This window comes from Labilibaculum manganireducens (genome assembly GCF_963665805.2).
GTDB lineage: Bacteria > Bacteroidota > Bacteroidia > Bacteroidales > Marinifilaceae > Labilibaculum > Labilibaculum manganireducens.
This window is the reverse complement of sequence record NZ_CAXXEE010000003.1, coordinates 577,112-603,646: the sequence shown is the minus strand read 5'-3', so window position 1 is coordinate 603,646 and position 26,535 is coordinate 577,112. Positions and strand designations below refer to the sequence as shown.

At 36.0% G+C, this 26,535-nt stretch carries 26 protein-coding genes; 13 read left to right on the top strand and 13 right to left on the bottom strand.

Annotated elements, in window-relative coordinates:
- Positions 1 to 9: 9 nt before the first annotated feature.
- The 4 genes from ACHZAX_RS02520 to dinB all read right to left on the bottom strand — a co-directional run bounded on the left by ACHZAX_RS02520 (position 10) and on the right by dinB (position 3,951).
- The gene (locus ACHZAX_RS02520; protein ID WP_320017887.1) at positions 10 to 897 is read right to left on the bottom strand and encodes a cation diffusion facilitator family transporter; all 888 of its coding nucleotides are present in this window, start codon (positions 895 to 897) and stop codon (positions 10 to 12) included.
- 58 nt (positions 898 to 955) lie between these two features.
- A complete protein-coding gene (locus tag ACHZAX_RS02515; RefSeq protein WP_320017886.1) occupies positions 956 to 1,930 on the bottom strand; it encodes a bifunctional metallophosphatase/5'-nucleotidase in 975 nt (324 codons plus the stop codon).
- Positions 1,878 to 2,660, bottom strand: a complete 783-nt coding sequence (locus tag ACHZAX_RS02510) for a 5'-nucleotidase (RefSeq protein WP_320017885.1) — start codon at positions 2,658 to 2,660, stop codon at positions 1,878 to 1,880. Before ACHZAX_RS02510 ends, ACHZAX_RS02515 begins: the two co-directional genes overlap by 53 nt.
- Before the next feature lie 223 nt (positions 2,661 to 2,883).
- Positions 2,884 to 3,951: a DNA polymerase IV gene (gene dinB / locus ACHZAX_RS02505; RefSeq protein WP_101310805.1), complete on the bottom strand. Its 1,068-nt coding sequence runs from the start codon at positions 3,949 to 3,951 to the stop codon at positions 2,884 to 2,886.
- A 165-nt stretch (positions 3,952 to 4,116) separates the two neighbouring features.
- Between dinB and ACHZAX_RS02500 the strand changes: the two genes are divergently transcribed.
- The 6 genes from ACHZAX_RS02500 (at position 4,117) to ACHZAX_RS02475 (ending at position 8,974) form a co-directional block, all read left to right on the top strand.
- A complete protein-coding gene (locus ACHZAX_RS02500; protein WP_320017884.1) occupies positions 4,117 to 5,634 on the top strand; it encodes an MATE family efflux transporter in 1,518 nt (505 codons plus the stop codon).
- Positions 5,609 to 6,301: a tRNA (5-methylaminomethyl-2-thiouridine)(34)-methyltransferase MnmC2 gene (gene mnmC2 / locus ACHZAX_RS02495; protein WP_320017883.1), complete on the top strand. Its 693-nt coding sequence runs from the start codon at positions 5,609 to 5,611 to the stop codon at positions 6,299 to 6,301. The genes ACHZAX_RS02500 and mnmC2 overlap by 26 nt, the downstream gene beginning before the upstream one ends.
- Before the next feature lie 157 nt (positions 6,302 to 6,458).
- A complete protein-coding gene (locus ACHZAX_RS02490) occupies positions 6,459 to 7,061 on the top strand; it encodes an FKBP-type peptidyl-prolyl cis-trans isomerase (RefSeq protein WP_101310808.1) in 603 nt (200 codons plus the stop codon).
- Positions 7,062 to 7,091: 30 nt separating this feature from the next.
- The gene (locus tag ACHZAX_RS02485) at positions 7,092 to 7,793 is read left to right on the top strand and encodes an FKBP-type peptidyl-prolyl cis-trans isomerase (RefSeq protein ID WP_101310830.1); all 702 of its coding nucleotides are present in this window, start codon (positions 7,092 to 7,094) and stop codon (positions 7,791 to 7,793) included.
- 351 nt (positions 7,794 to 8,144) lie between these two features.
- Entirely contained in the window at positions 8,145 to 8,582 is a 438-nt protein-coding gene (locus ACHZAX_RS02480) for a peptidylprolyl isomerase (RefSeq protein ID WP_101310809.1), read from the top strand.
- Positions 8,583 to 8,602: 20 nt separating this feature from the next.
- The gene (locus tag ACHZAX_RS02475; protein WP_101310810.1) at positions 8,603 to 8,974 is read left to right on the top strand and encodes a DUF3127 domain-containing protein; all 372 of its coding nucleotides are present in this window, start codon (positions 8,603 to 8,605) and stop codon (positions 8,972 to 8,974) included.
- A 98-nt stretch (positions 8,975 to 9,072) separates the two neighbouring features.
- On the opposite strand, the gene ACHZAX_RS02470 is transcribed toward ACHZAX_RS02475, so the two are convergent.
- Positions 9,073 to 9,495: a hypothetical protein gene (locus tag ACHZAX_RS02470; RefSeq protein WP_320017882.1), complete on the bottom strand. Its 423-nt coding sequence runs from the start codon at positions 9,493 to 9,495 to the stop codon at positions 9,073 to 9,075.
- Between the two features lie 30 nt (positions 9,496 to 9,525).
- On the bottom strand, positions 9,526 to 10,101 hold the full coding sequence (locus tag ACHZAX_RS02465; protein ID WP_101310812.1) for an RNA polymerase sigma factor: 576 nt from the start codon (positions 10,099 to 10,101) through the stop codon (positions 9,526 to 9,528).
- Between the two features lie 361 nt (positions 10,102 to 10,462).
- Here ACHZAX_RS02465 and ACHZAX_RS02460 point away from each other — a divergent pair, with 361 nt between their 5' ends.
- On the top strand, positions 10,463 to 10,798 hold the full coding sequence (locus ACHZAX_RS02460) for a DUF6249 domain-containing protein (RefSeq protein WP_101310813.1): 336 nt from the start codon (positions 10,463 to 10,465) through the stop codon (positions 10,796 to 10,798).
- Between the two features lie 79 nt (positions 10,799 to 10,877).
- Here ACHZAX_RS02460 and ACHZAX_RS02455 read toward each other — a convergent pair whose 3' ends face one another.
- Positions 10,878 to 12,161 carry a M64 family metallopeptidase gene (locus ACHZAX_RS02455; protein ID WP_320017881.1) on the bottom strand — a complete coding sequence of 428 codons (1,284 nt, stop codon included), beginning with the start codon at positions 12,159 to 12,161 and terminating at the stop codon, positions 10,878 to 10,880.
- 110 nt (positions 12,162 to 12,271) lie between these two features.
- Here ACHZAX_RS02455 and ACHZAX_RS02450 point away from each other — a divergent pair, with 110 nt between their 5' ends.
- The 4 genes from ACHZAX_RS02450 to ACHZAX_RS02435 all read left to right on the top strand — a co-directional run bounded on the left by ACHZAX_RS02450 (position 12,272) and on the right by ACHZAX_RS02435 (position 15,765).
- The gene (locus ACHZAX_RS02450; protein ID WP_101310815.1) at positions 12,272 to 13,510 is read left to right on the top strand and encodes a mechanosensitive ion channel family protein; all 1,239 of its coding nucleotides are present in this window, start codon (positions 12,272 to 12,274) and stop codon (positions 13,508 to 13,510) included.
- 2 nt (positions 13,511 to 13,512) lie between these two features.
- Positions 13,513 to 13,806: a PQ-loop repeat-containing protein gene (locus ACHZAX_RS02445; protein WP_101310816.1), complete on the top strand. Its 294-nt coding sequence runs from the start codon at positions 13,513 to 13,515 to the stop codon at positions 13,804 to 13,806.
- A gap of 40 nt (positions 13,807 to 13,846) precedes the next feature.
- Positions 13,847 to 14,401 (top strand): chalcone isomerase family protein, encoded by a 555-nt coding sequence (locus ACHZAX_RS02440; protein WP_320017880.1) that lies wholly within the window; start codon positions 13,847 to 13,849, stop codon positions 14,399 to 14,401.
- Between the two features lie 278 nt (positions 14,402 to 14,679).
- Entirely contained in the window at positions 14,680 to 15,765 is a 1,086-nt protein-coding gene (locus tag ACHZAX_RS02435; RefSeq protein WP_320017879.1) for a 3-oxoacyl-ACP synthase III family protein, read from the top strand.
- 383 nt (positions 15,766 to 16,148) lie between these two features.
- Here ACHZAX_RS02435 and rlmB read toward each other — a convergent pair whose 3' ends face one another.
- From rlmB to ACHZAX_RS02415, 4 genes are all read right to left on the bottom strand, one after another.
- A complete protein-coding gene (gene rlmB, locus ACHZAX_RS02430; protein ID WP_101310819.1) occupies positions 16,149 to 16,889 on the bottom strand; it encodes a 23S rRNA (guanosine(2251)-2'-O)-methyltransferase RlmB in 741 nt (246 codons plus the stop codon).
- 12 nt (positions 16,890 to 16,901) lie between these two features.
- On the bottom strand, positions 16,902 to 18,146 hold the full coding sequence (locus tag ACHZAX_RS02425) for a DUF418 domain-containing protein (RefSeq protein ID WP_320017878.1): 1,245 nt from the start codon (positions 18,144 to 18,146) through the stop codon (positions 16,902 to 16,904).
- 55 nt (positions 18,147 to 18,201) lie between these two features.
- On the bottom strand, positions 18,202 to 20,142 hold the full coding sequence (locus ACHZAX_RS02420) for an ABC-F family ATP-binding cassette domain-containing protein (protein WP_320017877.1): 1,941 nt from the start codon (positions 20,140 to 20,142) through the stop codon (positions 18,202 to 18,204).
- 196 nt (positions 20,143 to 20,338) lie between these two features.
- On the bottom strand, positions 20,339 to 20,974 hold the full coding sequence (locus ACHZAX_RS02415) for an AAA family ATPase (RefSeq protein ID WP_320017876.1): 636 nt from the start codon (positions 20,972 to 20,974) through the stop codon (positions 20,339 to 20,341).
- A gap of 163 nt (positions 20,975 to 21,137) precedes the next feature.
- Here ACHZAX_RS02415 and ACHZAX_RS02410 point away from each other — a divergent pair, with 163 nt between their 5' ends.
- Positions 21,138 to 21,578, top strand: a complete 441-nt coding sequence (locus ACHZAX_RS02410) for a SpoIIAA family protein (protein ID WP_320017875.1) — start codon at positions 21,138 to 21,140, stop codon at positions 21,576 to 21,578.
- A gap of 238 nt (positions 21,579 to 21,816) precedes the next feature.
- Here ACHZAX_RS02410 and ACHZAX_RS02405 read toward each other — a convergent pair whose 3' ends face one another.
- On the bottom strand, positions 21,817 to 22,932 hold the full coding sequence (locus ACHZAX_RS02405) for a glycoside hydrolase family 10 protein (RefSeq protein WP_320017874.1): 1,116 nt from the start codon (positions 22,930 to 22,932) through the stop codon (positions 21,817 to 21,819).
- 209 nt (positions 22,933 to 23,141) lie between these two features.
- Between ACHZAX_RS02405 and rlmD the strand changes: the two genes are divergently transcribed.
- Positions 23,142 to 24,551 carry a 23S rRNA (uracil(1939)-C(5))-methyltransferase RlmD gene (gene rlmD / locus ACHZAX_RS02400; protein ID WP_101310825.1) on the top strand — a complete coding sequence of 470 codons (1,410 nt, stop codon included), beginning with the start codon at positions 23,142 to 23,144 and terminating at the stop codon, positions 24,549 to 24,551.
- A 374-nt stretch (positions 24,552 to 24,925) separates the two neighbouring features.
- Here rlmD and ACHZAX_RS02395 read toward each other — a convergent pair whose 3' ends face one another.
- Entirely contained in the window at positions 24,926 to 26,362 is a 1,437-nt protein-coding gene (locus tag ACHZAX_RS02395; protein ID WP_101310826.1) for an MATE family efflux transporter, read from the bottom strand.
- Positions 26,363 to 26,535: the final 173 nt, after the last annotated feature.

Genomic DNA, 26,535 nt, shown 5'->3' with positions numbered 1-26,535 from the left:
TACCCCAATTCAATTAATCTGTGTATGCGGTTCAATGTGGATGGTTGAAACGTAACCATATTTTTCGAGAATGGATTCTTCCAGTACTGTTGCAATATCGTGAGCCTGTTTTATTGGCATATCCTGCGGAAGCAATATGTGAAAGGTTAATTCTGTATGATCCCCATAAACATGAAGATGAAAATGATGAGGTTCCAAATTACCCGGACTAACTTCTTCAATGGTCATTTTTAGTTCCTGAATGATTGTATCGGAGGGACTCTCTCCCAATAAGGAGTGAATGGAATCACTAATAATTTCATACGCGGCATGACCAATTAGTATGGCAACTATCATTCCCAAAGCTCCGTCGATCCACCAAAAATAAGGACCCAAAAATATTCCAACCAAAATAACCAAAGAAGATATTGCATCACTTCTATGATGCCATGCATCAGCTTTTAACACTTTGGAATTGGTTTTCTTTGCTCCGAAATAGGCAAATTGAGCCAACAATTCCTTTGTTACAACCGACACAATCATTACAACAACAGCAATGCTTCCGAATTCCGATGACTCCCGGCTTTGCAGGGTATGATAGGATTCAATGATAAAATCGAACGCCACCAGGAGAAGTAAGATTCCAATAATAAAGGCACTTATTAAATCAGCTCGTCCGTGCCCAAAAGGATGATCCTCATCCGCAGGCTTCTTCGAAATCTTAGCACCAACAATTACAATTACAGAACTTAAGCTGTCCGACAAGGTATGCCATGCATCTGCAATAATTGCAATGGAACCTGTCGCCAAACCAGCCCAGTATTTTAATCCAAAAAGCAATATATTCCCAATTATTGAAAGCCAGCCTTCTACCGAGGCCCAATTCGATTTGTCTAATTTAAACTTGGAATTTTTCAATGTAAACGAACTTTAGCAACAAGTTATTAACCTGAGTTTGCTGCAATTATTATATCAATTAAACTAATTCTTCATTAACCGAAAGAAGTTTTGAAGATGCTAATTTGGTTTTATTTTTCTTATCGATGTAAAAATCAATTCTTCCCAAAGCAATTCCTGCCCATCCAACCTGATTGACAAGAACCTCTTCACCATCCAAATTCAGAACCCGTTCCGGAGTTTCCAATAAGGTATGCGTATGTCCTCCTACAATTAAATCAACACCTCTGGTACGCTTCGCTAAATCGAGATCACAATCACTCCCAAAATCATTTCTCAATCCTAAATGCGAAAGACAAATAACCAAATCGCATGCATTTTCATCCTTTAAGATACCCACCATTTTCTCAGTAACATCAACAGGATCAACATAGGAAACAGAACCTCTGTTTTTAGGCTCAACATAACCGTCTAAATCTACCCCCAATCCAAAAACACCAATCTTCAAACCTCCTTTATCGAATATTTTATACTCAGGTATCTTTCCTTCCAATTCTGTTTCTGAAAAATCATAATTAGCATTCAGCAGTGGAAAATTAAGGTGTTTCAACTGACCGGCAATTCCTTCAATACCATTGTCAAACTCATGGTTCCCAAGTGTTCCGGCATCATAACGCATTTTCGACATTAATTTAAATTCGGCTTCCCCTTTAAAGAAATTAAAATAAGGTGTGCCTTGAAATACATCTCCTGCATCCAGCAACAAAACCAATTCCTCTTCCTTTCTGATTTTTTGAACCAAAGCGTGAATTCTTGCAAAACCTCCCAAACCACCAAATTCAGGGTCGCCCTTTGGAAAAGGTTCAATACGGCTGTGCAAATCGTTGGTATGAAGAACCGTGATTTTCTGTAATTCTTTTTTAGCAGCAGAAGCACTTTTGGGAAGAATACCTGTTCCCAAAAACAATCCCGCCACACCTATATTTTTCAAAAAATCCCTTCTATTCCTCATGGTAAATCCTCCCGTCCAGTTCTGCCGAAATATGTTTTCCATTTTGATAATCCCGGCTAATGTATTTGATCATTTCCGATCTTAATTTAAGGTGCAAATGTCTGAACGTTTCCCTTGTCTCAAATGCAGACAGTCCGCCGCCACCATTCACCAAATAATCTATTGATAAAATGTGATATGTTTTTTCCAAATCAACCGGCGCTCCATTAACAAGAACATCAACCGCCTGCTTATCCTTAATTCCCATTTTTACACCACTAATACCTTCGCCTCCAAACCCGGCAACCTGATTCAAAAGTTTCATTAAATCGTCCCCTTTCATTCCAACAATCACTAATTTATTTTTAAAAGGCAGCATTTCAAAAATTCGCCCCGTTGTTATTTCCCCTTTAGGCATTCCTGTGCGAATTCCCCCCTGATTCATAATCGCCAAATCAACAGAGTGAGACAATTGATTTTCAACACAGAATTCTTTCCCAATGGCAAGCATTGCATCGGCAATATAATCAGACAATTTACTCTCTGGTTTGCCGGCAATCATTTCTTCATCACAAACAGAAATAACTGTATTCATCTCTCCGTCGAGCTGAGATTTATAGCTTTCGATAACATGCACAAAAGCAGTATCCCTCTGCGAATAAGAATCCATCACCGAATCAATCGTGTAATTCTGTTGATGATCAGGCTTATTTATCTTACTGCTTACAGAACAACCTGAAAAAATCAGCAGTAAGAATAGTATCCTAATTGAGTTATTAAAATATAATTTCATATGATTATAATTGTATGTTTTTGCCATATAGCCTGTCCCGAACTTGTTTCGGGAGAACTTACCATGAACCAATAATCATCCCCCTGTGTGTCAAAACACCTTTGTCATGTACTTTTCATGTGAAAATAGATGAAAGAGAGATTAAACACACCCTTGTCCTTTTTTAAGGGAATGTAAAATTATAAAAATAGCTTGATTTCTATATTATATAAATCTGAATTAATCAAAAATCCAAGGTTAATTGCTGAGGTTCAGAAAAATTGATTTGATTGGAAACAGTTAAACCCAGCAATCGAATGCTTTCTTTCAGTTCAATTTGGTTTAACAATTCATTTGCCAGATTAAGAATTTGATCCAACCGATTCAATTCCTGCAGAATGGTTTTACTTCTTGTTACCTGTTCAAAGCTGCTGTATTTCACTTTTAAACTTAAAGTCCTTCCTCTAAAACCACTCTTTTTTAATCGGCGCAGTAAATCTTCTGCAGTTGCAATCATGTCTTTTCTGATCAAATCTTTATTCGATAAATCCGTATAAAATGTATGCTCAGTACTCACCGATTTACGAACCCGGTTGGGATTCACCGGACGGTTATCAATCCCTTGTGCTATCTGAAAGTAGTAAACTCCGGCTTTTCCAAACGTACGGGTTAATTCGGCCAGACTTCTCTCCTTTAAATCTTTGCCCCTGAATATACCCAACTGATGCATTTTATCAGCAGTAACCTTTCCAACTCCAAAAAATTTATCAATTGATAATTGCTCAATAAACTGCTCAACATCTTTGGGAGGAATAACAAATAAACCGTCTGGTTTTTGATAATCGGAAGCAATTTTAGCCAAAAACTTATTTACTGATATTCCTGCCGAAGCAGTTAAACCGGTCACCTCCTTAATTCTTTCCTTAATCTCTTTGGCAATCAGACTCGCAGAAGGCAGATTTTTCTTGTTGTGAGTAACATCTAAAAAAGCTTCATCAATAGAAAGAGGCTCTACCAAATCGGTGAATTCATGAAAAATACTCATAATTTGCTTCGAAACTTCTTTGTATCGGTCATGCCTGCCCTTTACAAAAATCAAATTAGGGCATCTCCTTTTCGCGATAGAAGAAGGCATTGCAGAACGCACACCGAATTTTCTCGCTTCGTAACTGGCAGCAGCAACAACTCCCCTGTCTCCGGATCCACCAACCGCAATTGGTTTGTTTCGAAGTTCGGGATTATCCTTCTGCTCTACCGAGGCAAAAAAAGCATCCATATCAACGTGAATTATTTTGCGATATTCCTCTTCCATTTTCAATTCAAATATCCAGAAACAATTTAAAAAATAATCGTTTCAATTTTTGTATTTTTACACGCCCTAAAAAAGCGAATCGATTCATATTCCCTATTCAACACTTTGCGAAAATAGGGAATAAATACAACCAAACCCGTTCCTGTAAGAACCAAAATAAGTAAAGTGAATCAAATTAAAGATCTTACCAGAGGAAAAATTTTTCCTCAAATTATAAAACTGGCTATCCCAATAATTGCCACCTCATTTGTGCAAATGGCATACAACATGACGGATATGGCGTGGTTGGGGCAAGTTGGAAGCGAAACTGTAAGTGCTGTTGGAATAGCTCTTTATCTGGTTTGGTTTGGTTCTTCACTCCTCTTTATCACCAAAATTGGTGCTGAAGTTGGAATTTCACAATCAATTGGAAGTAAAAATCTTGAACGGGCACAATCATTTGCAAAAAACGCGTTCAGTTTATCTTTTATTATCTCCATTGCATTTGCTTTATCAGTATGGATATTTGCCGACTCTATTGTAGGTCTTTTTAATATTAAAAGTGAATTTGTAAACGGAACGGCCTTAAAATACCTTCGGATAATTGCCGTTGGAATGCCATTTACCTATTCCAACATCACTATGGCGGGTATTTATAATGGTGTTGGCAATACAAAAACCTCATTTTGGATCAATGCCTCCGGCTTGATTATAAATATGATACTCGATCCAATTCTTATTTTTGGTTGGGGAAGTATTCCAGGTATGGGTGCCGAAGGTGCAGGAATCGCGACCGTAATTTCTCAGCTAAGTGTTTTTCTACTATTTATATACTACTTGTATATCAGGCAGAATCCTTTACAAATCAAAAACTATTTAGGGAAAATTCAAAAAGAATTCTTCCTCCCAATCCTAAAGATCGGAGGTCCTGTTGCCCTCCAATCAGCTTGTTTTGCCTTTATCGCTATGATTTTAGCAAGGGTGATTAACAATATTTCTCATGGAAATCCCATTCCTTTTTCAGTTCAATCGATAGGATCACAAATAGAAGCACTATCCTGGATGACCGCCTCGGGTTTCTCAACTGCATTGGGCACATTCACAGGTCAGAATTATGGAGCAAATAAATGGAGACGCATTCAAAAAGGTTTCTTCATCACATTAGGAATCGCAGGTTTTATAGGATTCATTAGTACTTTGCTCTTCCTTTTTGCAGGCGATCATATTTTCGGATTGTTTATAAATAACAGTGAAAATAATGTGGTGCATATGGGCATGGTTTACCTTTTTATTCTTGGTATTTCACAGATATTTATGTGTGTTGAAATTACAGCAACAGGAGCCTTTAACGGAATTGGACGGGCAGTTCCACCTGCAATAATTGGAATTATTGGGAACCTGATGCGAATTCCCTTTGCCTATATATTGAGCTACACTTTAGTTGATTATCTACCTGAATTTCAGAACTGGATATCTTCTGAGTCTGTTTCGGCGACAGGTGTTTGGTGGGGATTAACCATTAGCAGCATATTAAAAGGAAGTATTTTATTTTTGTGGTTCCTTTTTTTACTGAACAAACATCCCGAAAACAAGTCTCCAATTCCTTTAAAACGTTTATGGATAAGAATAATTCCAAGCAGATTACGCCAGTCCTCTACAATCATTAATCCAATCGAGAATGAAGAATTTAAAAAGAGAGCTTAAAATAACTGAAGATGGTTCTCATACCCTCTTTGTTCCTGAATTAAATGAGCATTATCATTCTACTCATGGCGCTATTCAGGAAGCGATGCATGTGTATGTAAATGCAGGATTCAATTTTTGCACGCAGGATCCAATTCACATCTTAGAAATTGGTTTTGGAACAGGACTAAACTGCTTCCTCACTCTTATTGAAGCCGAAAAACAAAACAGAACCGTTATTTATCATTCAATAGAATTGTATCCGATAAAAAAAGAACACATTCAAAGCCTGAATTACACCGATCAAATAGAAGGATCAGACAGAGACGTTTTTTTTAAGCTGCATCAGACAGCATGGAATCAGGAAGTTGAAATCACAAAAGCATTTACACTAAACAAACTGCAGGGCGATCTCAGAAAATTCATTTTCCCTGCTGCGTATGATCTTATTTATTTTGATGCCTTTGCTCCTGATATTCAGCCCGATTTATGGACTCAGGATATTTTTGAAAAGCTGCACAATCACCTGAAAGAAGATGCAGTTTTAACAACCTACTCTACAAAAGGAATCATAAAACAAGCTCTGAGAGGTGCAGGATTTGAGGTAAAACGTCTGCCTGGCCCACCCGGTAAACGACAAATGCTGCGGGCAAAGAAGTTATGCATCAACACAAAACCAAATAATTGAATGAAGATCTTTTTTTATTGGAAGTTAAATGCAAAAAAAGGTTAATTACAAGTTGATTTTCGATATTCTGAGAGAAAAGTTTTACCTTAGACGATTCTTATGATCTTGCTGATCATAAATAAAATTGAATTATTATAATTAAATATACAATACCCGAATGAAGTACACAGAAGAACAAGATAAGGTAAGTTATTGCCTTGGATTAAGCATCGCAAGTAATTTAATAACTTCAGGAGTTAAAACAATTAGTGTTGAGCCATTTATGGAAGCTTTGGATGCTGCATTTAATGGAAAAATGCCGGAACTATCTCCGGAAGAGGCCAATGGAATTCTTCAGGAATTTTTTGGTAAACTGCAGGAAGAACAAGCTGGAAAAGCGGTTGAAGCAGGAACAAAATTTTTAGAAGAGAACTCTAAAAAAGAAGGTGTTGTAAGCCTTGAAAGCGGACTTCAATACGAAATTATCACAGAAGGAAAAGGAGACACTCCAAAAGGAACTGACAGTGTTAAATGTCACTACCATGGAACTTTAATTGACGGAACAGTTTTCGATAGCTCTGTAAAAAGAGGTGAACCTGCTGTATTTCCGGTAAATGGAGTTATTAGAGGTTGGGTCGAAGCTCTGCAACTAATGCCTTTAGGTTCAAAATGGAAACTATATGTTCCTTCGGACTTAGCTTATGGTGCACAGGGTGCTGGAAACCTTATCGGCCCGCACACAACTTTAATTTTCGAAGTTGAATTACTTGAAATCGTATAATTATATTAATAACCATAACAATCCAAAAAAATGAAACTAAAAGTATTATCTATTGTACTAGGTCTTGGACTAATAACATTGGCTTCCTGTAATCAAAAAAGAAATAAAAGTGTTGCTCTAAACAACGAACTTGACTCTGTTAGTTATAGTTTAGGTGCTAGTTTTGGTACTAACCTTGAGCGTAACGGACTTACTAATTTGAACGAAGAAGTTCTTTTGGCTGCATTGTATGCTTCTCTTGACAAAGATTCATTGGTAATTGATCCTCAAAAAGGAAATGCAGTTATCAACAACTACATCAAAGGTCTTCAGGAAAAAATTGGTGCTGAAAACTTAGCTAAAGGTCAAAAATTCTTAGAAGAAAACAAATCAAAAGAAGGTGTTGTTGTTACTGCAAGTGGTTTACAATACCGTATTATCAACGAAGGAGACGGTCCTAAACCTCTTGCTACTGATAAAGTTTCAGTTCACTACAAAGGAACGACTATTGACGGTAATGAATTTGACTCTTCTTATAAAAGAAACGAACCAGCTACATTTGCTGCTAACCGTGTAATTAAAGGATGGACTGAAGCATTACAATTAATGCCTGTAGGTTCTAAATGGGAATTATTTATTCCTTCGAACCTTGCTTACGGTCCACGTGCAATGGGAGCTGATATCAAAGCAAACGAAACTTTAATTTTCGAAGTTGAATTGTTGGATATCGTAAAAGACGAAGAAAAAAAATAATTGATTACTCCTTTTAATCAGGACAATTAATTTAGAAACAATCACCCCTTTTGGAGTTTTCCAGAAGGGGTTCTTTTTTCTTTTTTGACAAAGAATCTTTTTTTAGATTTGCATTCTTTTGCAACTGCAATTGCATTGTTGTAAATTTAAAATCTTGTTTTTAGAAGAATGGATTAATTTTATATAAATGCACTTATAACCAGTGTCTTAACAAAGCACATCCTTCTATTTTATAAAAACCGGACTTTTGCAAATGGAAACAATTACTTCTCAATATTCTCGTGCAGGAGAATTAATGAGTCGGAATTCTCCTTTTGATACTAAAATTGAAATAATTTAAAACAAATAAAAATGATGCACGCAGAAATTCATACCGAAAAGGGAATTATGAAAGTGGAATTCTTTGAGAATGATGCTCCGAAAACTGTTGAGAACTTTGTTAATCTATCAGAATCTGGATTTTACGATGGCCTGACTTTTCACCGGGTTATTCCAAATTTTGTGATTCAAGGTGGTTGTCCGGATGGCACAGGTGCCGGCGGGCCAGGTTACTCAATCAATTGTGAATTGAATGGTGAAAATCAATATCACGACAGAGGCGTTTTATCGATGGCTCATGCCGGAAGAAATACTGGTGGATCGCAATTTTTCATTTGCCATAGCCGCGAAAACACTTCCCACTTAGATCGCCAGCATACTTGTTTTGGCAAAGTGGTTGAAGGCTTAGAGGTGATTGATGCAATTCGTGCAGGAGACAGCATTGATAAAATTGTAATCGTAAAAGAATAATACAAAATATATAGAACATTATGAATTTTGAAATTAATGGTAAGATGATCGTGAAAGAGGAAACTCAATCAATCAGCGATCGTTTCAAAAAAAGAGAATTTGTTATTGAAGTTGAAAATGAAAGAAATTCTGAGTGGAATGATTTTATTAAATTTCAACTAACACAGGATCGCTGCGATTTATTGGAAACAATTTCTTTGTACGAAGAAATTAAAGTTTCTTTTAATGTTCGTGGCCGTAAATGGGAAAAAGATGGAAAAGTAAACTACTTTTCGAATCTTGAAGCCTGGAGAATTGAAAAAGTACAAGCTGGTTCTCCGGTTCCTGAAATGCCTGAATTTAGAGCAGAGGACGTTCCTCCTGCACCGGAAGAAGATGATCTTCCTTTTTAGAAAATACAAAAACCGCACTAAAAAGTGCGGTTTTTTCAATTAAAAAAATCAAATATTACTGAAGTGCCGATACAATACCGACTGTGTTTGCTCTCCTATTAATGATGCAATAATTTATTAACAATTCTATCGAAAGCCACTAATCCTCCAAAAGAAACAGCAACAATGTAAACCATTACCGGAAGTTTAATTAAACTCTCAAATACCTTAATTAAGGTCTGATTTATTGGTTGTAATAATACAGCATCAATTTGATGTAAAAATGGATTTTCAGCAGCACGAATTAAGGTTCTAACATCAGTCCCCAAAAGAATAAGTACAACAAGTAAAATAAGTCCGCTTATCCAAATCCATTGATTTCTCGAAATAGGCTTCTTCATTTCAATTGGTTTTGCAAGCCAATCCTGCATTACCATATCCATAACCCTATTCGTAAATTGAGCAGAAGGATCCTCCAACTCAACATCCTTCATCAGTTCTTTGATAAAATCATCTTTATAGATATCTTCTTTTTTGCTCATTGTAGTCTAATTTTATATTCTTTCGAATATCTATAATATCGTTTTTAATTCACCATGCAAAGCCAACTCCAGCAGATTATAAAGCTTTTTTCTTGCACGATGCAATTTCACCTTAACATTGGAAGCACTTAAACCGGTAATAGAGCAAACCTCATCTACCGAATTTTCTTCCAGGTAAAACAGAGTAATCAGACACCTTTCATCAGCAGGCAACCTGTTTAATGCTTCGGAAAGATATTTTTTCCTTTCTATATTTCTTACTTCCTGCAAGGCTGATTGAGTCGATTTAACATTTACCGAACTTGTAAAATCATCATCAATAGAACTTACATCTAATTTTTTCTTTCTTAATCGCGATATTGCTGTATTATAAATAATTCGATATATCCAGGTTGAAAATTTTGCATCTCCTTTATAGCTATCCAAGGCCTGATATGCTTTCAAAAACGCATCTTGAGCAATTTCTTCGGCATCTTCACGATTTCCCATCAATTGTAAGGCAACATTAAATGTCATCTTCCTGTATTTATTTACAAGAAAAGCATATGCCCCGGGATCTCCTTCTCTAATTCTGGCTATATAATAGCTATCCTTTTGAAACTTCATATACAGATTGTGCTTTCAATTTAGAAAAACAAGGTCACCAACTAAAAAGACATCGTTTCGCTTCATAATGTTGCGTTGATTCACTTCTTTTTTCCCTTTTTATTGAACCATCTACAACTTAGACGCAAAGAATCTAAAATCGGTTACAGCTTATTCTATAAATTCAATATTTTTTTTTGCAATTCATTAATAGCAAGTTAAGACAATGATTTTTAATGAAATAATTGTAAGCGTTAAAAATATCTTAAAATATTTGTAACCTGTTTGAAAGAGGTGGCGTCATAAAGTTGAATGCAAAAATCAAGCTTTAATTTTCGTTCATAATCAATATAATAATAGTTTAATCTTAAAAACTTTAATCATGGATATAACTGCAGTAATAGCAATCATTTCGTCATTCGGAATCGTTCCTTTGATCATATTTTTAGTTCATCGTCACAAAGAAAGAAAGGCATTAATTGAAAAAGGCATGGATATGAGCCTTTTAGTCGGAGACAAAAAGTGCAGTACTTTAGAAAGCTTAAAATACGGCGTTCTTCTAATTGGTCTCGCAATTGGAATTCTAATAGGAAACATTTTAGATGCTTACACTGGTTTAAATGAAGAAGTATCTTACTTTTCAATGATCTTCTTATTTGGTGGACTTGCTCTGTTAGTATTCTACGGACTAGCGAAAAAACAAGAGGCTGAGAAATAAACCAAGCCTTTTACAAAAAATGCGCTCCAAACCGGAACGCATTTTTTTTTATTTTCTTATTATGAGGTCTTAACATCATTTATTTCCCGATATGAAACAGGATCACCTTTTCAACAGCTTTCTCACAAACCGGGCAAAAATGCTTCATTTTATTCGATTTCATTTTACAATCCTGCATGGGAGAATAAATCCCTTTGGCCATATAACCTCCACCTTCAAACACGCCTAAATTATCAATAAAATCTTTCGTTCGCGGTGTAGGAACCGGAATCGAATCATCGAGCATATTTTTCCATTTCGACTCAAAATTAACCAGAGTGGTAATATTTGGCTCCCAAGGTTCAATTTCCAGATTATAAAAATCTTCGTATGCCACTTCCGAGGAATAATATTCATCTCCCAAACCGGCAAACCCATGACCAAATTCATGACTCGACACCTCGTAGGACAATGCATTATCGGCCGAGCAACTTGAATAATAATTGTAGAATCCACCTCCACCGTACTTATCAGTATTAATCAACACAAATATCTGATCGTAAGGAACATTTGCAGAAATATCATGTATGGATTTAATATCAAAAGTTGTTAGGTAACGATCGACATCGAAAGTATAAAAAGTAGTATTTACAGCAGTGTTTTTATAGATATTTTCGCCCGGAATATCAGTTCCTGAATCTTCGGAAACGGCTTCTAAAGCATATATATTAAATCGGTCTGCATATCTGTTAAATGGAGGTACATCAAGCAAATAACCTGCTACACGTTTGGCATCCGCCCTAAATTTTTCCATTTCATCAGCAGTATACCCTTCCGCTATAAAAGCAATATCTACACTTTCCGCAGGATCTCCATCTCCCATAATCTTTGTAAATGAAACACTCCCGGGCTTTTCTTTACCAATAAAATAATTAGTCGGGTCAATCTTATATTCCCATATTTTCTCCATACTGCCATCCCAGTTTCTGGATTCCAACACAAATAGTGCTGTTTTTTTAGGATAAGGCATTACGTTTACCTGATAAAATGCTCTTTTTAATTCTTTTGCTTCGGCTGTTGACTGCCATTCCTGAAACAAAGAGTTAAAACCCTTTGAATAAATTAATTCTCCGGACTCCACATCAAAAAGTTTAAAACGGAATGTTCCATATCCAAACTGATCAATTAAATTGATTTTACTTCCTCCCCAATTAGGCTCTTCTTTCAATTCTTTCAGAAAAATAGTTTGAGAATTGGCATCACCACCCATCATATAATCAATCCTCAGAGTCTTACTTTCAAAATATTTATCAAAAATATTTTGTCCGTAACAAACCGAAGAGATTGCAATTAGTACAAATACCAGTAAAGATTTTGTCGTCATAATAGTTGTTTTTGCATTTAGAGCCTAAATTTACAAATTATAATGAATACACTTTTCTTTTCCTGCAAGGAATAGATATCTTAGATTTTTAATTTATAACTTTTTACTTCATGAAAGAACTTTTGGGCGTTCAATTAAAAAATTGGTTGATCAACGAAGGAATAACCGAATATTGGGCAATAATACTACAATCAGTCATCGCAATCATTATTGTTATTTTCATTGCATGGATATGTGATGTTATTGCAAAAAAAGTCTTAATCACAATCATCACCAAATTGGTTCGAAAAACGAAAACAAATTGGGATGATATTCTTTTGGAACGAAAAGTATTCAATAAAATAGCACATTTTGCTCCCGCCGCAATCATATATTTTAGTGCAGGAATGCTTGATCATCAAGGCTTAAATAATTTCATCCAAAATAGTTCATATGTGTATATGGTGATATTGGCAATCATGCTGATTGACACATTTTTGAATGCTGGAAATGATATTTACAATACACTCCCCATTAGTAAAACCAGACCAATTAAAGGTTTCCTGCAGATTGTGAAAATCTTCTTTTACTCAATGGGAATTATTTCCATTGTAGCTCTGTTTATTCATAAAGATCCACTAACAATTCTTGCTGGAATGGGAGCTTTTGCTGCTGTTATTCTATTAATATTTAAAGATACAATACTCGGATTTGTTGCTTCTATTCAACTGTCTGCCAACAAGATGGTAAACATTGGCGATTGGATATCAATGCCATCAAAAGGAGCCGACGGAACTGTTATAGATATCAGCTTAAACACTGTTAAAGTTCAAAACTGGGACAAGACCATTAGTACCATTCCAACATACGCTTTGGTTTCTGAATCGTTCAACAATTGGAAAGGAATGGAAGAATCAGGTGGCCGAAGAATAAAACGCCATCTAAATCTGGATGTAAAATCGATTCATTTTTTAAGTGAAGAAGAAATCGAAAAATTTGAAAAAATTCGTTTGCTAAAGGATTATCTGATTGAAAAAAAGAATGAAATCCGGGCAAACAATCCAGAAGGTGAAATTCCTGTGAATCAAAGAAGACTGACCAATGTTGGTACCTTCCGAAAATATATTGAAGCTTATCTTCAGGAACACCCCAAAATTCATAATGATATGACATTCCTTGTGCGCCAGTTACAAGTATCAGAAAAAGGATTACCCTTAGAAATATACGTATTCTCAAACGACCAGGAATGGGCAAATTACGAGGCCATTCAAGCTGATATTTTCGATCATATATTAGCAATTGTTCCGGAATTTAATTTAAGAGTATTCCAAAATCCAACTGGAGATGATTTTCAAAAATTAGCAAATTAAGAATGAAAACAACATTACCAAAATTGAATTTCTTTGAATCATTAGGTTGGTTTGGGAATATTATTTTAAGCATTGGCGTAATACCTCAGGTAGTACAAACCTACAAAACACATGATGTTTCAAGTTTTAACTGGCCTTTTTTACTCATGTGGGCTTTTGGAGTGTTCTTTACTTTTATTTATATTGTAAACGGAGATTTAAAATCCAATAAGCGTCAATACCCACTGTGGCTTAATTATTTAGTAAATATATTTGCTACCTTTTACCTGTGTTACGCTAAACTGATATTCAGTTAATGAAAATTACATCAGACATCAACCTAATCACTTAAAAAAGATGAAAAAACTACTTACTCTTTTTCTTTTACTCTCAAGCTTTTACGGTTTTTCTCAAACAAGAATTGGCGGGATTGAACTACCAAACGAACTGATTATTAAGGAGCACTCATTGCAATTAAAAGGTGCAGGAACTCGTGTTAAACTTTGGATGGACATGTACGCAATGGGTCTGTATCTTTCAAAAGATATGAATGATGCTGGAAAAATTATCACCGCAGATGAGAGTATGGGAATCCGCTTGGAAATTATATCCGGATTAATTACATCAGAAAAAATGGAAAAAGCCACCAGAGATGGCTTTAAGAATGCTACAAATGGTGAAATGGAAAATATTAAACAGGAAATTGATGATTTTATCTCTGTTTTTCTGGGAGGTATTGAGAAAAAAGACGTTTTTGAATTTATATACTCGCCTGCAGACGGAACTTTAGTATATAAAAACGGTAAATTAAAACAATCTATTCAAGGGTTGTCATTCAAACAAGCCCTATTTGGCATATGGCTTTGTAACAAACCAGCAGATAAAAACCTAAAAGAGAAATTAGTAAACTAGTCAATCCCTTTGCATTACACATATTCAAACTATTTTAGTTAGGTATTACCTATTTCTTTTATGATTGGTGAAATTGCAATAGAACACCTAAATTTCGTTTAAAAAACACCAAATTTAAAATAAATATCTACCTTAGCTACGTATACCTAACTGTAAGTTGACCTTTCAACTTATCAATAAACACAAATCTTTCGGACACCAAAAAATTGTCTCTTAAGAAAATTTTGTGCACCTAAAAATAAGTGCACATTTAATTATTTGAAACAAAAACAATAACAATGAGTACCAAAAGATTTTCGAAAATTGTTGGGTCAGGTAGTTATATCCCGACAGTTCAAATTAAAAATGAGCATTTTTTAAATCATGAATTTTTCGAACCAAACGGACAGAAAATTGAAACATCTCCCGAAATAATAATAGAAAAGTTTAAAGATATTACCGGTATAACGGAGAGAAAATATGCCTCTGATGATCAACAAAACTCTGATCTTGCTTATTTAGCAGCAAAAGATGCTTTAGAATCATCTAAAATAGATAAAGAAAGTTTAGACTATATAATCGTTGCCCACAATTTTGGAGATGTTAAACCAAACTCTACGCTGACAAATCAGTTGCCTTGTTTAGCTGCAAAAGTGAAAAATCTTCTTCAAATTGAGAATCCTAAAACGATAGCTTACGATATTTTATTTGGATGTCCGGGTTGGATTCAAGGTATGATTCAAGCTGATTATTATATCAAATCGGGCGATGCGCAACGGGTAATGGTTATTGGATCAGAAACTTTGTCAAGAGTTTGTGATCCGCACGACAGAGATAGCATGATTTATTCTGATGGCGCCGGTGCTGCAATATTGGAAGCATGTGAAGCAGAAGAAGCATCGGGAATATTATCTCATGCCATGAGAACTGACACGATTAATGAGGCTTTCTTTTTGCGTGCTGACATTTCGGACAATGCCGATTTTGAAGGAAACAGCAATAGTCTTTTCATTAAAATGTACGGACGTAAAATTTACGAGTATGCCATCACAAATGTTCCGGGCGTAGTAAAGGAAAGTATTGATAAGGCCGGTTTGGGAATTAAGGATATTAAAAGAATTCTTATTCATCAGGCCAACGAAAAAATGGATGAAGCCATTGCTAAAAGACTCTTCCGTTTGTATCAGGAAAAAAATATTCCAAAGGATATAATGCCAATGATTATTAAAGAAATGGGAAACAATTCAGTCGCAACTGTACCAATTCTTTACGATCAAATTGCCAAAGATAAATTAGACGATCATAAATTAAATGAAGGTGATTATGTTGTTTTTGCTTCTGTTGGTGCTGGTATGAATATTAATGCTTTTGTTTATAAGGTTTAATTGTATGCTAAAGTGATGCGTAAAAAAACAAGTCTTTCTTCAAAAGAATCTTCGAAAAGGTTTGCAATCCAAAATTAATTTTAGCAAATTAGCGGAGCTGAATCTGAAACACACAGGGAGACAGAGGAGATAGACAATATTCAGAAGTCAGAATCAAACTGCATTCTAACCCTAAGATTACTATAGATAATTACCCGATCAAATTCGTTTGATTCGGGTAATTCTTTTTTAAGACAGACTGACTATTCGAGGTCAGAATTTATTTTCCTCAATAAAACTTTATTAAAAAACGATTTAAATCTTCTCTTGATTATTATTGTTAACCAATAACAAAAAACGCAGAAATTAAATTTCTGCGTTCAAATCTATGTTCTTTTAGAAGACTAACTTCTTTGTCTCACTGCCTCGTATACCATTAAGGATGCTGCAACAGATACATTCAATGATTGGATTGATCCGGTAATTGGAATTTTAACCTGTTCGTCAGCCAAGCGAAGCAAAGCATCCTCAATACCAACATCTTCCGATCCCATAACAATAGCTGTTGCTAATGTAAAATCACCTTCAGTATAAACTTTTTCAGCCTTTTCGGTTGCTGCGATAATTCGAATTCCTTCTTTCTTCAGATAACGGGCAAGCGTCTTTAAATTTTGAACCCTGCAAACAGGTATGTTATACAAAGCTCCGGCGGATGTTTTTATAGAATCAGGAGTAATCTTTGCTGAATTCTTAAAAGGAATTACAATGGCATGTACACCAGCACATTCAGCAGAACGGGCAATCGCACCAAAGTTCCGCACATCTGTAATTTCATCTAAAAGCAATAAAAGAGGTGTTTTACCCTGAGCAAAAAGTTCAGGTACAATTTCTTCTATTTCCTGATAAGGAATTGGAACAATTAAAGCAATAACTCCCTGATTGTTATGCTGATCCAAAGAATTCAACTTCTCAACAGGAACAAATTGATATTCAACTCCCTTTTCGCGGATTAAATCGAATAATTCTTGAAACAAAGGACCTGCTAATCCCGTTTTGATCAATACCTTTTCAATTTCCTTTTCACTTTTTATTGCTTCCATTGTTGCTCTGATTCCGAACAACATCTCTTGTCTTTGTTTAGCCATCGATTAATTTGCTTATTGGTGTTTTACATTCATTAATAATTGTGGCTTCTCCTTATATATCAGATATCGCCACAACCATTCAAATGGTCCCATTTTATAATATTTCAACCAAATAATGGAAGAAATCAATTGAAAAGTCCAGATTAACAAAACCCAAATCAGTAATTCTATTCTTGAGTAACGTGCAAACATTCCAAAACCATAACTATAAAAAATAATGGAACAAATTATGGATTGACAAAGGTAGTTCGTAAAAGCCATTCGACCAACTGCTTCAAAACCTTTTGTTAAAAAACGCAAAATTTTCAATTGATAAATCAGAATGATCAAACCAATATAGCCCAATGAGGAAAATAAACTGCCAAAATAATTGAACTGATAGCCATATTTAAAGAAATGAATTACCTCCCATTTAGTTTCAACAATGCGATGAAATCCTTCATTGGCAAAGAAAGTACCTATGCCAATTCCCAGAATAGCCATCAGTAAATAAAATAGTTTCGATTTTTTCGCGGCCAAAACTTCATTGTTCAGCAATACCATTCCCAGCAGCATGACTCCGGTTGTTCTCCATAATGACAGCATAAAAAATGAGCCTACCTGATAATTCATATTCAACTGAGCTCTTTTCACGAAAATATCAAACCAACTTCCTATTCGATACAAATCTATTTCAGCTGCCAACAGGTTTGGTGCAGGGCTAAAATCTGCCATAGCCTCTTTAGCCATTTCGGGTGACATACTTTCAATGGAGCTCCCTACCAAGTAATAAAATCCCATAGGGATTAGATATAGTAGTGCGCACAGAATTATTTTCCATCTATCTTTCAACTTTCGAAGCAGAACAGCGATCAAACCCACAATGGCATAAGCAACCAAAATATCTCCAAACCAAATTAAATAAGCATGCAGCATTCCAAACAGCAGCAACCACATCATGCGTCGAATGTGAAATTTTGAACCATCAAATCCCTTGTCATTTAGCCGGTTAATAAACAAAACAATACCCGCTCCAAATAAAATGGAGAAGATGGTCATAAACTTCAATTCACCAAATACATTCACGAAATAATAGAATATATAATCGGATGCAGACAACTCTCCCATTACTGATGGGTTGGAAAAAGAGGCATTGGGAAGCCCAAACAACTGAATATTTATCAACAAAATTCCTAAAAGAGCAAATCCCCGAAGGATATCGAGAGATTGAATTCTTTCATTGCGTAAGGTTGGCTTTGCAGAAAGTGAGGTCATCATTTTTGTTCCAAGATAGTAATTATCTAAAAATCAACACTTCGAACTTTAAAATTTACTATTCCCCTTTTTCGGCAATTAGCTGCTCTAATTCTTCATTTAAATTCTCCCAATCAGACATTTCTTTTTCAAGATCTTTTTTGGCTTTTTCATATTTCGAAAAAAGAGACTGATCCTGCATATTTTCAGGATTTGCAAGTAACTCTTCCATCTGTGCTATTTGCTCTTCAAATCGTGCTATATTATCTTCTGAATTTGAAACAGCTCTTTCCATTTTAGAGATCTTCTTATTCATCTCTTTCCGCTCCAAATAATTCAACTTATTATCAGAAGGCGCAACATCTGCCTGAACTACAGAAACAGCTTTCTTCACTTCCAATTCCTTTAAGGAATCCATCTTCTTGGTCTGCAGAAAATCATAAATTCCACCCAAATGTTCCTTTATCTTTTTATTGGTAAACTCGTACACTTTTGATGACAAACCATTTAAAAATTCACGATCGTGAGAAACTACGATTACCGTACCATCAAATTGATTCAATGCTTCTTTTAAAACATCTTTCGATCTCATATCCAAATGGTTGGTAGGCTCATCGAGTACAAGGAGGTTCACTGGTTCCAAAAGCAAGCGAATCATCGCCAAACGGGAACGCTCTCCTCCCGATAAAACCTTCACTTTTTTATCAATATCCTCGCCCCGAAACATGAAAGCACCCAAAATATCACGAATCTTAGTACGGACATCTCCAACAGCAACATCATCAATAGTTTCGAATACCGATTTGTTTTCATTTAGCATCTGAGCCTGATTTTGAGCAAAATAGCCAATCTTCACATTGTGTCCCAACTTACATGTTCCCGTATGCTCGAGTTCGCCCATCAAGACTTTTACCAGTGTTGATTTCCCTTCTCCATTCTTACCCACAAAAGCAAGTTTCTCTCCTCTTTCAATTACAAATTCGAGTTCATTTAAAACCAAATGATCACCATATGTCTTACTCAAATTTTTCACCTCACAAACCAAATCGCCCGATCGTGGTGCCGGTGGAAATTTCAGGCTTAGTTTCGAACTATCCTCCTCATCAATTTCGATACGGTCAATTTTATCCAATTGCTTGATACGGGACTGAACCTGAACCGATTTTGTTGCCTTATATCGAAAACGCTCAATAAAGTCTTCAGTATCTTTTATTTGTTTTTGCTGATTAATGTAGGCTTTCATTTGCTGTTCGCGACGCTCTGCGTGCAGAACAACATATTGTGAATAGGGAACTTTGTAATCGTATATTTTACCAACAGAAATTTCTACGGTTCTATTGGTAATATTATCCAAAAATGCCCGGTCATGAGACACCAATACTACGGCTCCCGGATAAGTTTTCAAAAAATCCTCCAGCCACTGAATTGATTCAATATCCAAATGATTCGTTGGCTCATCGAGAAGGAAAACATGTGGACGACGCAGCAAGATTTTGGCCAATTCTACGCGCATTCTCCATCCTCCGCTAAATTCTGTAGTCTGTCGAATAAAATCACTTCTTAAAAATCCCAATCCAAGTAAAGTACGTTCAGCTTCGGCCTCGATATTTTCACCACCCATCATATGGTAGCGGTCGTTTTTATCAGTAAGCCGCTCTATCAGCTTCATGTACTCTTCCGATTCGTAATCGGTTCGTTCGGCAATTTCCGAATTAATTGCTGCAATTTCCTTTTCTAAACCTAACACCTCTTCAAAAGCAGATAAGGCCTCTTCCATCACAGTATTACCGTCGATATGATTTACCTGCTGAGGTAAGTATCCTATTTTAATCTCATTTGGTAATGATACAGTTCCTGTTGTAGGTGCCTGAAAACCGGCAAATATTTTTAGCAAAGTTGATTTTCCTGCACCATTCTTCCCAACCAATCCAATTCGGTCACGAGTATTTACAATAAAACTTACTTGCTTAAAAAGGGTAAAGCCACCAAATTCAACCGTAAGATTGTTAATAGAGATCATACTAATTCATGTTTTTCTGTTAAAGCGACAAAGATAACAACAGTTCTCAGTTATCTGTAATCATTGATCAGTAAATACAAGCATCCTAATTATCACAAATCACAGTCAGCTTATCTTCCTTCAAAATTTTTGCTTTTTTTATTAATTCTGATTGAATGATATTTTCTTTCACTTCGAGCATCACAATGGTTTCAGCCTAGGCAAAAGAGATATCATAAATCCGGTTTACTTTCTGATATTCCTTCGGATATTTTGATATCAACCGATCGTACAATTGATCCAAATAAATTTTTGAAGGGTTGTGAAATTCCAGCTTCAACTCAAAACGGCGAACCAAGGCCTCATCAATTAGGTCAATTTGGTTGGTCGCCGCAATTAGAATCGAGTTTTTTGGTAACAAATCAATCTGTTGAATCATACTATTCACCACCCGTTTTATCTCACTGCTATCGGTATTGTCATAGTTTCTTTCTTTGCCCAAAGAATCGAACTCATCGAAAAACAAAACAGCTTCCTGAGTTTCTGCCATTTTAAATGCTGCTGCAATATTTCTTGAAGTCTCTCCTAATTTAGACGAGACAATATTACCCAAATTAATCGTTTTCAACTTTTTGCCCAACTTATTGGCAATTGCCCTGGCTGTCATAGTTTTTCCACAACCTGACTTCCCAAAAAGCAAGAGTTTATTCACTACCGGCAAACCAAATCTATTCAGTATTTCAAGGTGTTCATACTCTCTTAAAAACTGTTCCACTTGAACCGACAACTCCTTATCAAAAACAATATCCTCAAAATCGACCCGTCCCATATTGGGAACAAATAAATGATTCATACTTCGCTTATATGTTTGTGTTTAAATATTTTGCAAACCTAACATTTAATCTTCAATCCGGAAAAAATCATTTGGTAGTTTTATAAAAAGAATTACATTTGCAAACCCATAAAAAAACCAACCTATGAATATGCAAATCAATTAATTAACAAAATAAAAAAAAGTGGGGAATTCTTATTACAACTATGTAGAGGAACACAAGCTTCTTATAGAATGCTTTTGCGGAGAGACGAAGATTGAAGATGTATTTGAATTAAAAAATAAAATTGAAGCTAATTTAAGCCAAGTGCCTAAATTTAGCGTTTTGGTTGACATTCAAGAAAATACCGATAAGCCTTTTCATAAAATGAATGATGCTTTTATCGAATTCTATTCGAAGTCTGAATTAACTTTAAAAATTAACCGTATTGCTGTTGTTACAGACACACCAAGTCAGGTTGTAAACACCATACTTTTCATCGATGGCTTAAAAGAAGTATTCGATATACCAATAAGAGTATTTAGTTCCCTCGAACCAGCTATTAACTGGCTGCATTCAGATGTTAGTATTGACAAAATAAAATCGATGCTTGAAGGCTTTAAAAACACAATTGTGTTAAAATAAAAAAGAGGGTGTCCAAAAAGTTCATTTTTATTGTCATTCTGAGCTTGTCGAAGAATCTTTCACTCTGAAAAACAGATGTTTCGACTTCAACATGACAGTCCAATACAAGACATTACTTTTTGGACATCCTCTTACTGTTTCCAGATTTAATACCAAATTAACATCAAAACATGCCTTATAAAATGTTTCTTTCAGCCATATCTTCGTTAAAAAAGATGCATCGTAACATGGCTATGCTTTACTTTTTAGAATAATCTTTATAAATCGCTTTTTTAAATTCCGCCCAATGAGCTTCAGTCATTCTATCGGGCGTAAATAAACAAATTCCTTTTGCTCCGTTAACCATCGACTCGCGTATTGCTTCGCCCAATTCCTCCGGCAGTAAACCATGATTTTCAGGGTCTGCTTCTTTCGACTTAGAATCAGGCTTTGGACAAATGAATAAACCGCTGTAAACAGGTTTTTCTCCCTTTACACTTTCAGATGATTCTTTACACATCTTACCAACCCATTCTGTGCCCTCTAAATAAAAATCGTTATAATTCATTGGGTAAAAAGCATCTAAATTCCATTTATCCCACTCCTGACGAACCATTTTCACTGCGTGAGAATGCGGACCGGGAAATACTGCCGCTGTAATTTCTTTTCCTTGCGCATGTACATCCTCAGCCAAACGGTTTACTAATTTCGTGATTAAATCCTGACGGAATTGTTTCCATTCCTGAATATCTCTTGCTGCGGTCTGATTGGTAATTTCAATACTCGTTTTAGCTTTGAAATCGGCTTTGCACTTGTCGCAGTAACAATAGTCATACTCAGGATATTCCTTATCCATTACCAAACCGTACTTCTTCCAAAGTCCTTTCGCCAAAATTACATCCGGGAAACGGATATAGTCCAAATGAATTCCATCAACTTCCGGCAAGGCAGCGATTTTGGTATATAATGCAGACAAATATTGATAGACCTCTTCCCTGTTCGGACACAAAAATGTGTAATGATCTACATAAGCAGGTTTCTCGTAAGCTGATTCCCCGTTTCCATTAACGGCATACAATTCCGCAGGAATGTTTTCATCACGTCCTTGTACCATAGTTGGTATCCATGTATGAAATTCGAGGCCTGCCTCTTTGGCAATTTTACCAACACGTTGATAAACTAAAAGATCATGACCTCCGTTGTACATCAAACCATCAATTCCTTTTTCTTTTAAATCAGTAAAGTTTGCTTTTAACTCAATATCTGTGGCCTCACCGGGACCACCCACCCATGCAAAACATGGAACTTTTGTTGTTGGTTTCGTTCCACACGAAATCAATACAAACAATGCAAAAACAGCAAGTAACTTGTTCATAGTACTTTTATAAAAATTGAAATGTGGCTTTGGAATACGAAGTAAAGATATAAAATTAAGTAGAAACAGCGATTCTCTTTTTGCTCTTAGGCTTTAGTTTAGGGCATTTCTGATAATAATGAGAATGTGTTTCGACTTTTTGACCTTTCAACCTTTCGACCTTTCGACTTTTATCTATCTTTGTGGCCATATTTAAAAACAATTGAATCGTGGGAAGAAATAGAAAGCAAAAACCACTTCTGGAAAAACTAGTAATAGAGAAGTTAGCCGCCGAAGGCAAGGCAATTGGTAAAGTTGATGACAAAATTGTATTTGTTACCGGTGTAATACCTGGCGATATTGTTGATGTGCAGGTCAACAAGAAGCGCAAAAGTTTTATGGAAGGCTATCCTGTTGCTTTTCACCAACATTCTCCAATGAAAATAGATGCATTTTGTGAGCATTTTGGAGTTTGTGGTGGCTGCAAATGGCAAAATCTACCCTACGAAGAACAACTAAAATTTAAACAACAGGAAGTTATTGACAATTTGGAACGGATTGGCAAAGTAGAACTGAATGGTATAAATGATATTCTGGCATCAGAAAAAACTGAATTTTACCGCAACAAACTGGAATTTACGTTTTCGAACAAGCGTTATCTTACCAACGAGGAAATTGCACTTAGCGATGATATAAAAAGAACTCCTGCGCTTGGTTTTCACGTGCCAAAATTATTCGACAAGGTGGTTGATATCAACAAATGTCATCTGCAGCCCGAACCATCAAATGCGGTTCGTTTGGCCATAAAAGAATATGCTTTCGCTAATGATTTATCCTTTTTTGATATCAGAAATCAGGAAGGTTTTCTAAGAACACTGGTAATTAGAACCTCTTCAACAGGTGATGTAATGATTATTGTTGTTTTTTACCATGAAGATGTTGAAAAACGGGAAGGATTACTAAAACACCTTGCAGAAAAATTCCCGGAAATCACCTCATTAATGTATGTGATTAACGAAAAGGCCAACGACTCAATTACCGATCAGGAAGCCATCCTGTACAAAGGAGAAGACCATATTTTTGAGCAAATGGAAGATCTGCGTTTTAAAATTGGTCCAAAATCGTTCTACCAAACCAATTCGGAGCAAGCCTACAATTTGTATTGCAAAACACGCGAATTTGCCGAATTAACAGGTGACGAAGTAGTTTACGATTTGTATACCGGAACCGGAACCATTGCTAATTTTATTGCCAAACAGGCAAAAAAAGTAATTGGCATTGAATACGTTCCCGAAGCCATTGCCGATGCTAAGGTGAATTCTGAAATTAACGGAATCAGCAATACTGAATTTTTCGCCGGCGATATGAAAAATGTTCTCACCAAAGAATTTATAGAGCTTCACGGTCAGCCGGATACAATTATTGTTGATCCGCCAAGAGCAGGAATGCACGCCGATGTAGTGGAAACAATTTTGCACGCAGCTCCCAAACGCATTGTTTATGTAAGCTGTAATTCGGCCACTCAGGCACGCGATTTAGCCCTAATGGACGAAGCCTACAAAGTAACCAAAGTACAGGCTGTTGATATGTTCCCACACACACATCATGTGGAGAATATTGTGCAGCTGGAGAGAAGGTAATCATTCAAAATGAACAGAAAATCCCTCTTAAATTGCTTTAAGAGGGATTTTTATTTAGAATTAATTCCCAACACAACATTTAAATATGCTATGACAGTTCATTGAACAGCTATTTTGAAAAAAACGATCACAAACCATAGCCTTCACATTTTATGCTTACCGCAAAAAGTTGCGAACGTTACCGCAATTTTTTGCGAACAGCACCGCAACTTTTTGCGGTAAGCATCCTTCAAACGCTGCCTCACTATGCGGTATTCTCACCTTCGTTATAAAACAAAATTTCCCTGCTTAGTAACCAAAATCCGGCTATTAACTGTTTCACTGCCAAAAAAAAAAGCCTGAAGAAACATTCGTTGTTCTTCAGGCTTTATTCACTATACTTTCATCAACTTCCACTTCCCTTGTTTAAACCAAAAAAGGGCAATTAATGTAAGCGTCATTTCTGCTATTATTATCGAATAAAATACTCCCTTTTGATCCCAACCCAATTGAATGGCCAGAAAATAAGCAAGTGGAATTTCAATAATCCAGAAACTAATCAGATTGAAATAGGTTGGTGTCCGGGTATCACCGGCTCCGTTTATTGCATTCAACAACACCATTCCCAAACCATAAAAAACAAAACCCATGCTGATTACCTGCAAAGCCTGAATTCCATTAGCAACAATGAATTGATCAGGTGTAAACAACTCGATAAAAAAACGTGGAAACAAGTAAAATACAATTCCCATTAAGCCCAAAAACACGACATTAATTTTTCCTGCCGCCCAAACAGATTTCTCTGCTCTGTCGGGCTGATTTGCTCCCAGGTTCTGCCCAACCAATGTCGCAGCTGCGTTGCTCAATCCCCATGAAGGCAGGAGAATGAATATCAGCAGCCGAATGGCAATGGTATAACCAGCTATAGCTGCACTTCCAAATTCTGCCATGATCCTCATCAAACCAATCCAGCTCGATGTAGCAATGATACTTTGCCCTATTCCTCCAACCGATAAGCTGACCAATTGCTTAATTGTCGCCCATTTTAGCTGAATATGTTTCCATTTTAAATGAATCTTCCCTTTTCCCTTGCCAAGCATAACAAATTGGTAAACTACAGCCAAGCCTCGTCCCAGACTTGTAGCAATAGCGGCTCCTTCTACTCCCATGGCCGGGATTGGTCCCCAACCAAAAATCAACAATGGATCCAAAACAAGATTCAAACAATTCGCAACAATTAATACCCTCATCGATAAAGCAGCATCACCCGCCGAACGAAATATGGCATTATTGATAAAAAGAAGCATGATAATCACGTTACTTCCCAAAATAATGGTCGCATACCCCGACATTTCATTCACAATGGTTGAATTGGCTCCCATTAAAGCCAATAAATCCTTCGAATAAAAAATCCCGGCAAACGCAATAAATACAGATACAAACACACCTGTTACAATGGCCTGAAATGAAACCTTTGATGCTTCTTCTGGTTTGTTCTCGCCTATTCGCCGGGCAACCAAAGCGGTTGTTGCCATCGATAATCCAAAACCTATTGCATACACAATGGTAATCACCGATTCGGTAATTCCTACTGTAGCCACAGCATCGTCACCCAATTTGGAAACAAAAAATATATCGGCCACAGCAAATACCGATTCAAAAATCATTTCCAATACCATAGGAATCGCAAGCATAAAAAGCGCTTTGCTAATCTTCCCGTTGGTATATATTTTTTCACTTCCCGAGAGTGCCTCCAGAAAATAGTTCCACAGTCTCCCAAGTTTATTTAATTGATCTAAAATTCCTTCCCTTACTCTTATATTATGGTGCATTCTGTTTTCGTTTTTGATGTTCAATAAACTCGTTTACTCTTTCTCTTATTCTAAAACAATTTGTTTTATTGCCAACCGGATCTTTCACCGTGGCTTGCCCGCAGCAATACATTGATGTGCTCATAATTTACCCTCCAAAATTTTAGGTGTGTAGATATACGTATCGAGTGGCT

Excerpts from the sequence above, each read along its gene's own strand:
- ACHZAX_RS02515 (WP_320017886.1), bottom strand. The coding sequence starts at position 1,930 with ATGGAAAACATATTTCGGCAGAACTGGACGGGAGGATTTACCATGAGG.
- ACHZAX_RS02510 (WP_320017885.1), bottom strand. The coding sequence starts at position 2,660 with ATGAAATTATATTTTAATAACTCAATTAGGATACTATTCTTACTGCTG.
- dinB (WP_101310805.1), bottom strand. The coding sequence starts at position 3,951 with ATGGAAGAGGAATATCGCAAAATAATTCACGTTGATATGGATGCTTTT.
- mnmC2 (WP_320017883.1), top strand. The coding sequence starts at position 5,609 with ATGAAGAATTTAAAAAGAGAGCTTAAAATAACTGAAGATGGTTCTCAT.
- ACHZAX_RS02490 (WP_101310808.1), top strand. The coding sequence starts at position 6,459 with ATGAAGTACACAGAAGAACAAGATAAGGTAAGTTATTGCCTTGGATTA.
- ACHZAX_RS02485 (WP_101310830.1), top strand. The coding sequence starts at position 7,092 with ATGAAACTAAAAGTATTATCTATTGTACTAGGTCTTGGACTAATAACA.
- ACHZAX_RS02480 (WP_101310809.1), top strand. The coding sequence starts at position 8,145 with ATGATGCACGCAGAAATTCATACCGAAAAGGGAATTATGAAAGTGGAA.
- ACHZAX_RS02475 (WP_101310810.1), top strand. The coding sequence starts at position 8,603 with ATGAATTTTGAAATTAATGGTAAGATGATCGTGAAAGAGGAAACTCAA.
- ACHZAX_RS02470 (WP_320017882.1), bottom strand. The coding sequence starts at position 9,495 with ATGAGCAAAAAAGAAGATATCTATAAAGATGATTTTATCAAAGAACTG.
- ACHZAX_RS02465 (WP_101310812.1), bottom strand. The coding sequence starts at position 10,101 with ATGAAGTTTCAAAAGGATAGCTATTATATAGCCAGAATTAGAGAAGGA.
- ACHZAX_RS02460 (WP_101310813.1), top strand. The coding sequence starts at position 10,463 with ATGGATATAACTGCAGTAATAGCAATCATTTCGTCATTCGGAATCGTT.
- ACHZAX_RS02455 (WP_320017881.1), bottom strand. The coding sequence starts at position 12,161 with ATGACGACAAAATCTTTACTGGTATTTGTACTAATTGCAATCTCTTCG.
- ACHZAX_RS02450 (WP_101310815.1), top strand. The coding sequence starts at position 12,272 with ATGAAAGAACTTTTGGGCGTTCAATTAAAAAATTGGTTGATCAACGAA.
- ACHZAX_RS02445 (WP_101310816.1), top strand. The coding sequence starts at position 13,513 with ATGAAAACAACATTACCAAAATTGAATTTCTTTGAATCATTAGGTTGG.
- ACHZAX_RS02440 (WP_320017880.1), top strand. The coding sequence starts at position 13,847 with ATGAAAAAACTACTTACTCTTTTTCTTTTACTCTCAAGCTTTTACGGT.
- ACHZAX_RS02435 (WP_320017879.1), top strand. The coding sequence starts at position 14,680 with ATGAGTACCAAAAGATTTTCGAAAATTGTTGGGTCAGGTAGTTATATC.
- rlmB (WP_101310819.1), bottom strand. The coding sequence starts at position 16,889 with ATGGCTAAACAAAGACAAGAGATGTTGTTCGGAATCAGAGCAACAATG.
- ACHZAX_RS02425 (WP_320017878.1), bottom strand. The coding sequence starts at position 18,146 with ATGATGACCTCACTTTCTGCAAAGCCAACCTTACGCAATGAAAGAATT.
- ACHZAX_RS02420 (WP_320017877.1), bottom strand. The coding sequence starts at position 20,142 with ATGATCTCTATTAACAATCTTACGGTTGAATTTGGTGGCTTTACCCTT.
- ACHZAX_RS02415 (WP_320017876.1), bottom strand. The coding sequence starts at position 20,974 with ATGAATCATTTATTTGTTCCCAATATGGGACGGGTCGATTTTGAGGAT.
- ACHZAX_RS02405 (WP_320017874.1), bottom strand. The coding sequence starts at position 22,932 with ATGAACAAGTTACTTGCTGTTTTTGCATTGTTTGTATTGATTTCGTGT.
- ACHZAX_RS02395 (WP_101310826.1), bottom strand. The coding sequence starts at position 26,362 with ATGCACCATAATATAAGAGTAAGGGAAGGAATTTTAGATCAATTAAAT.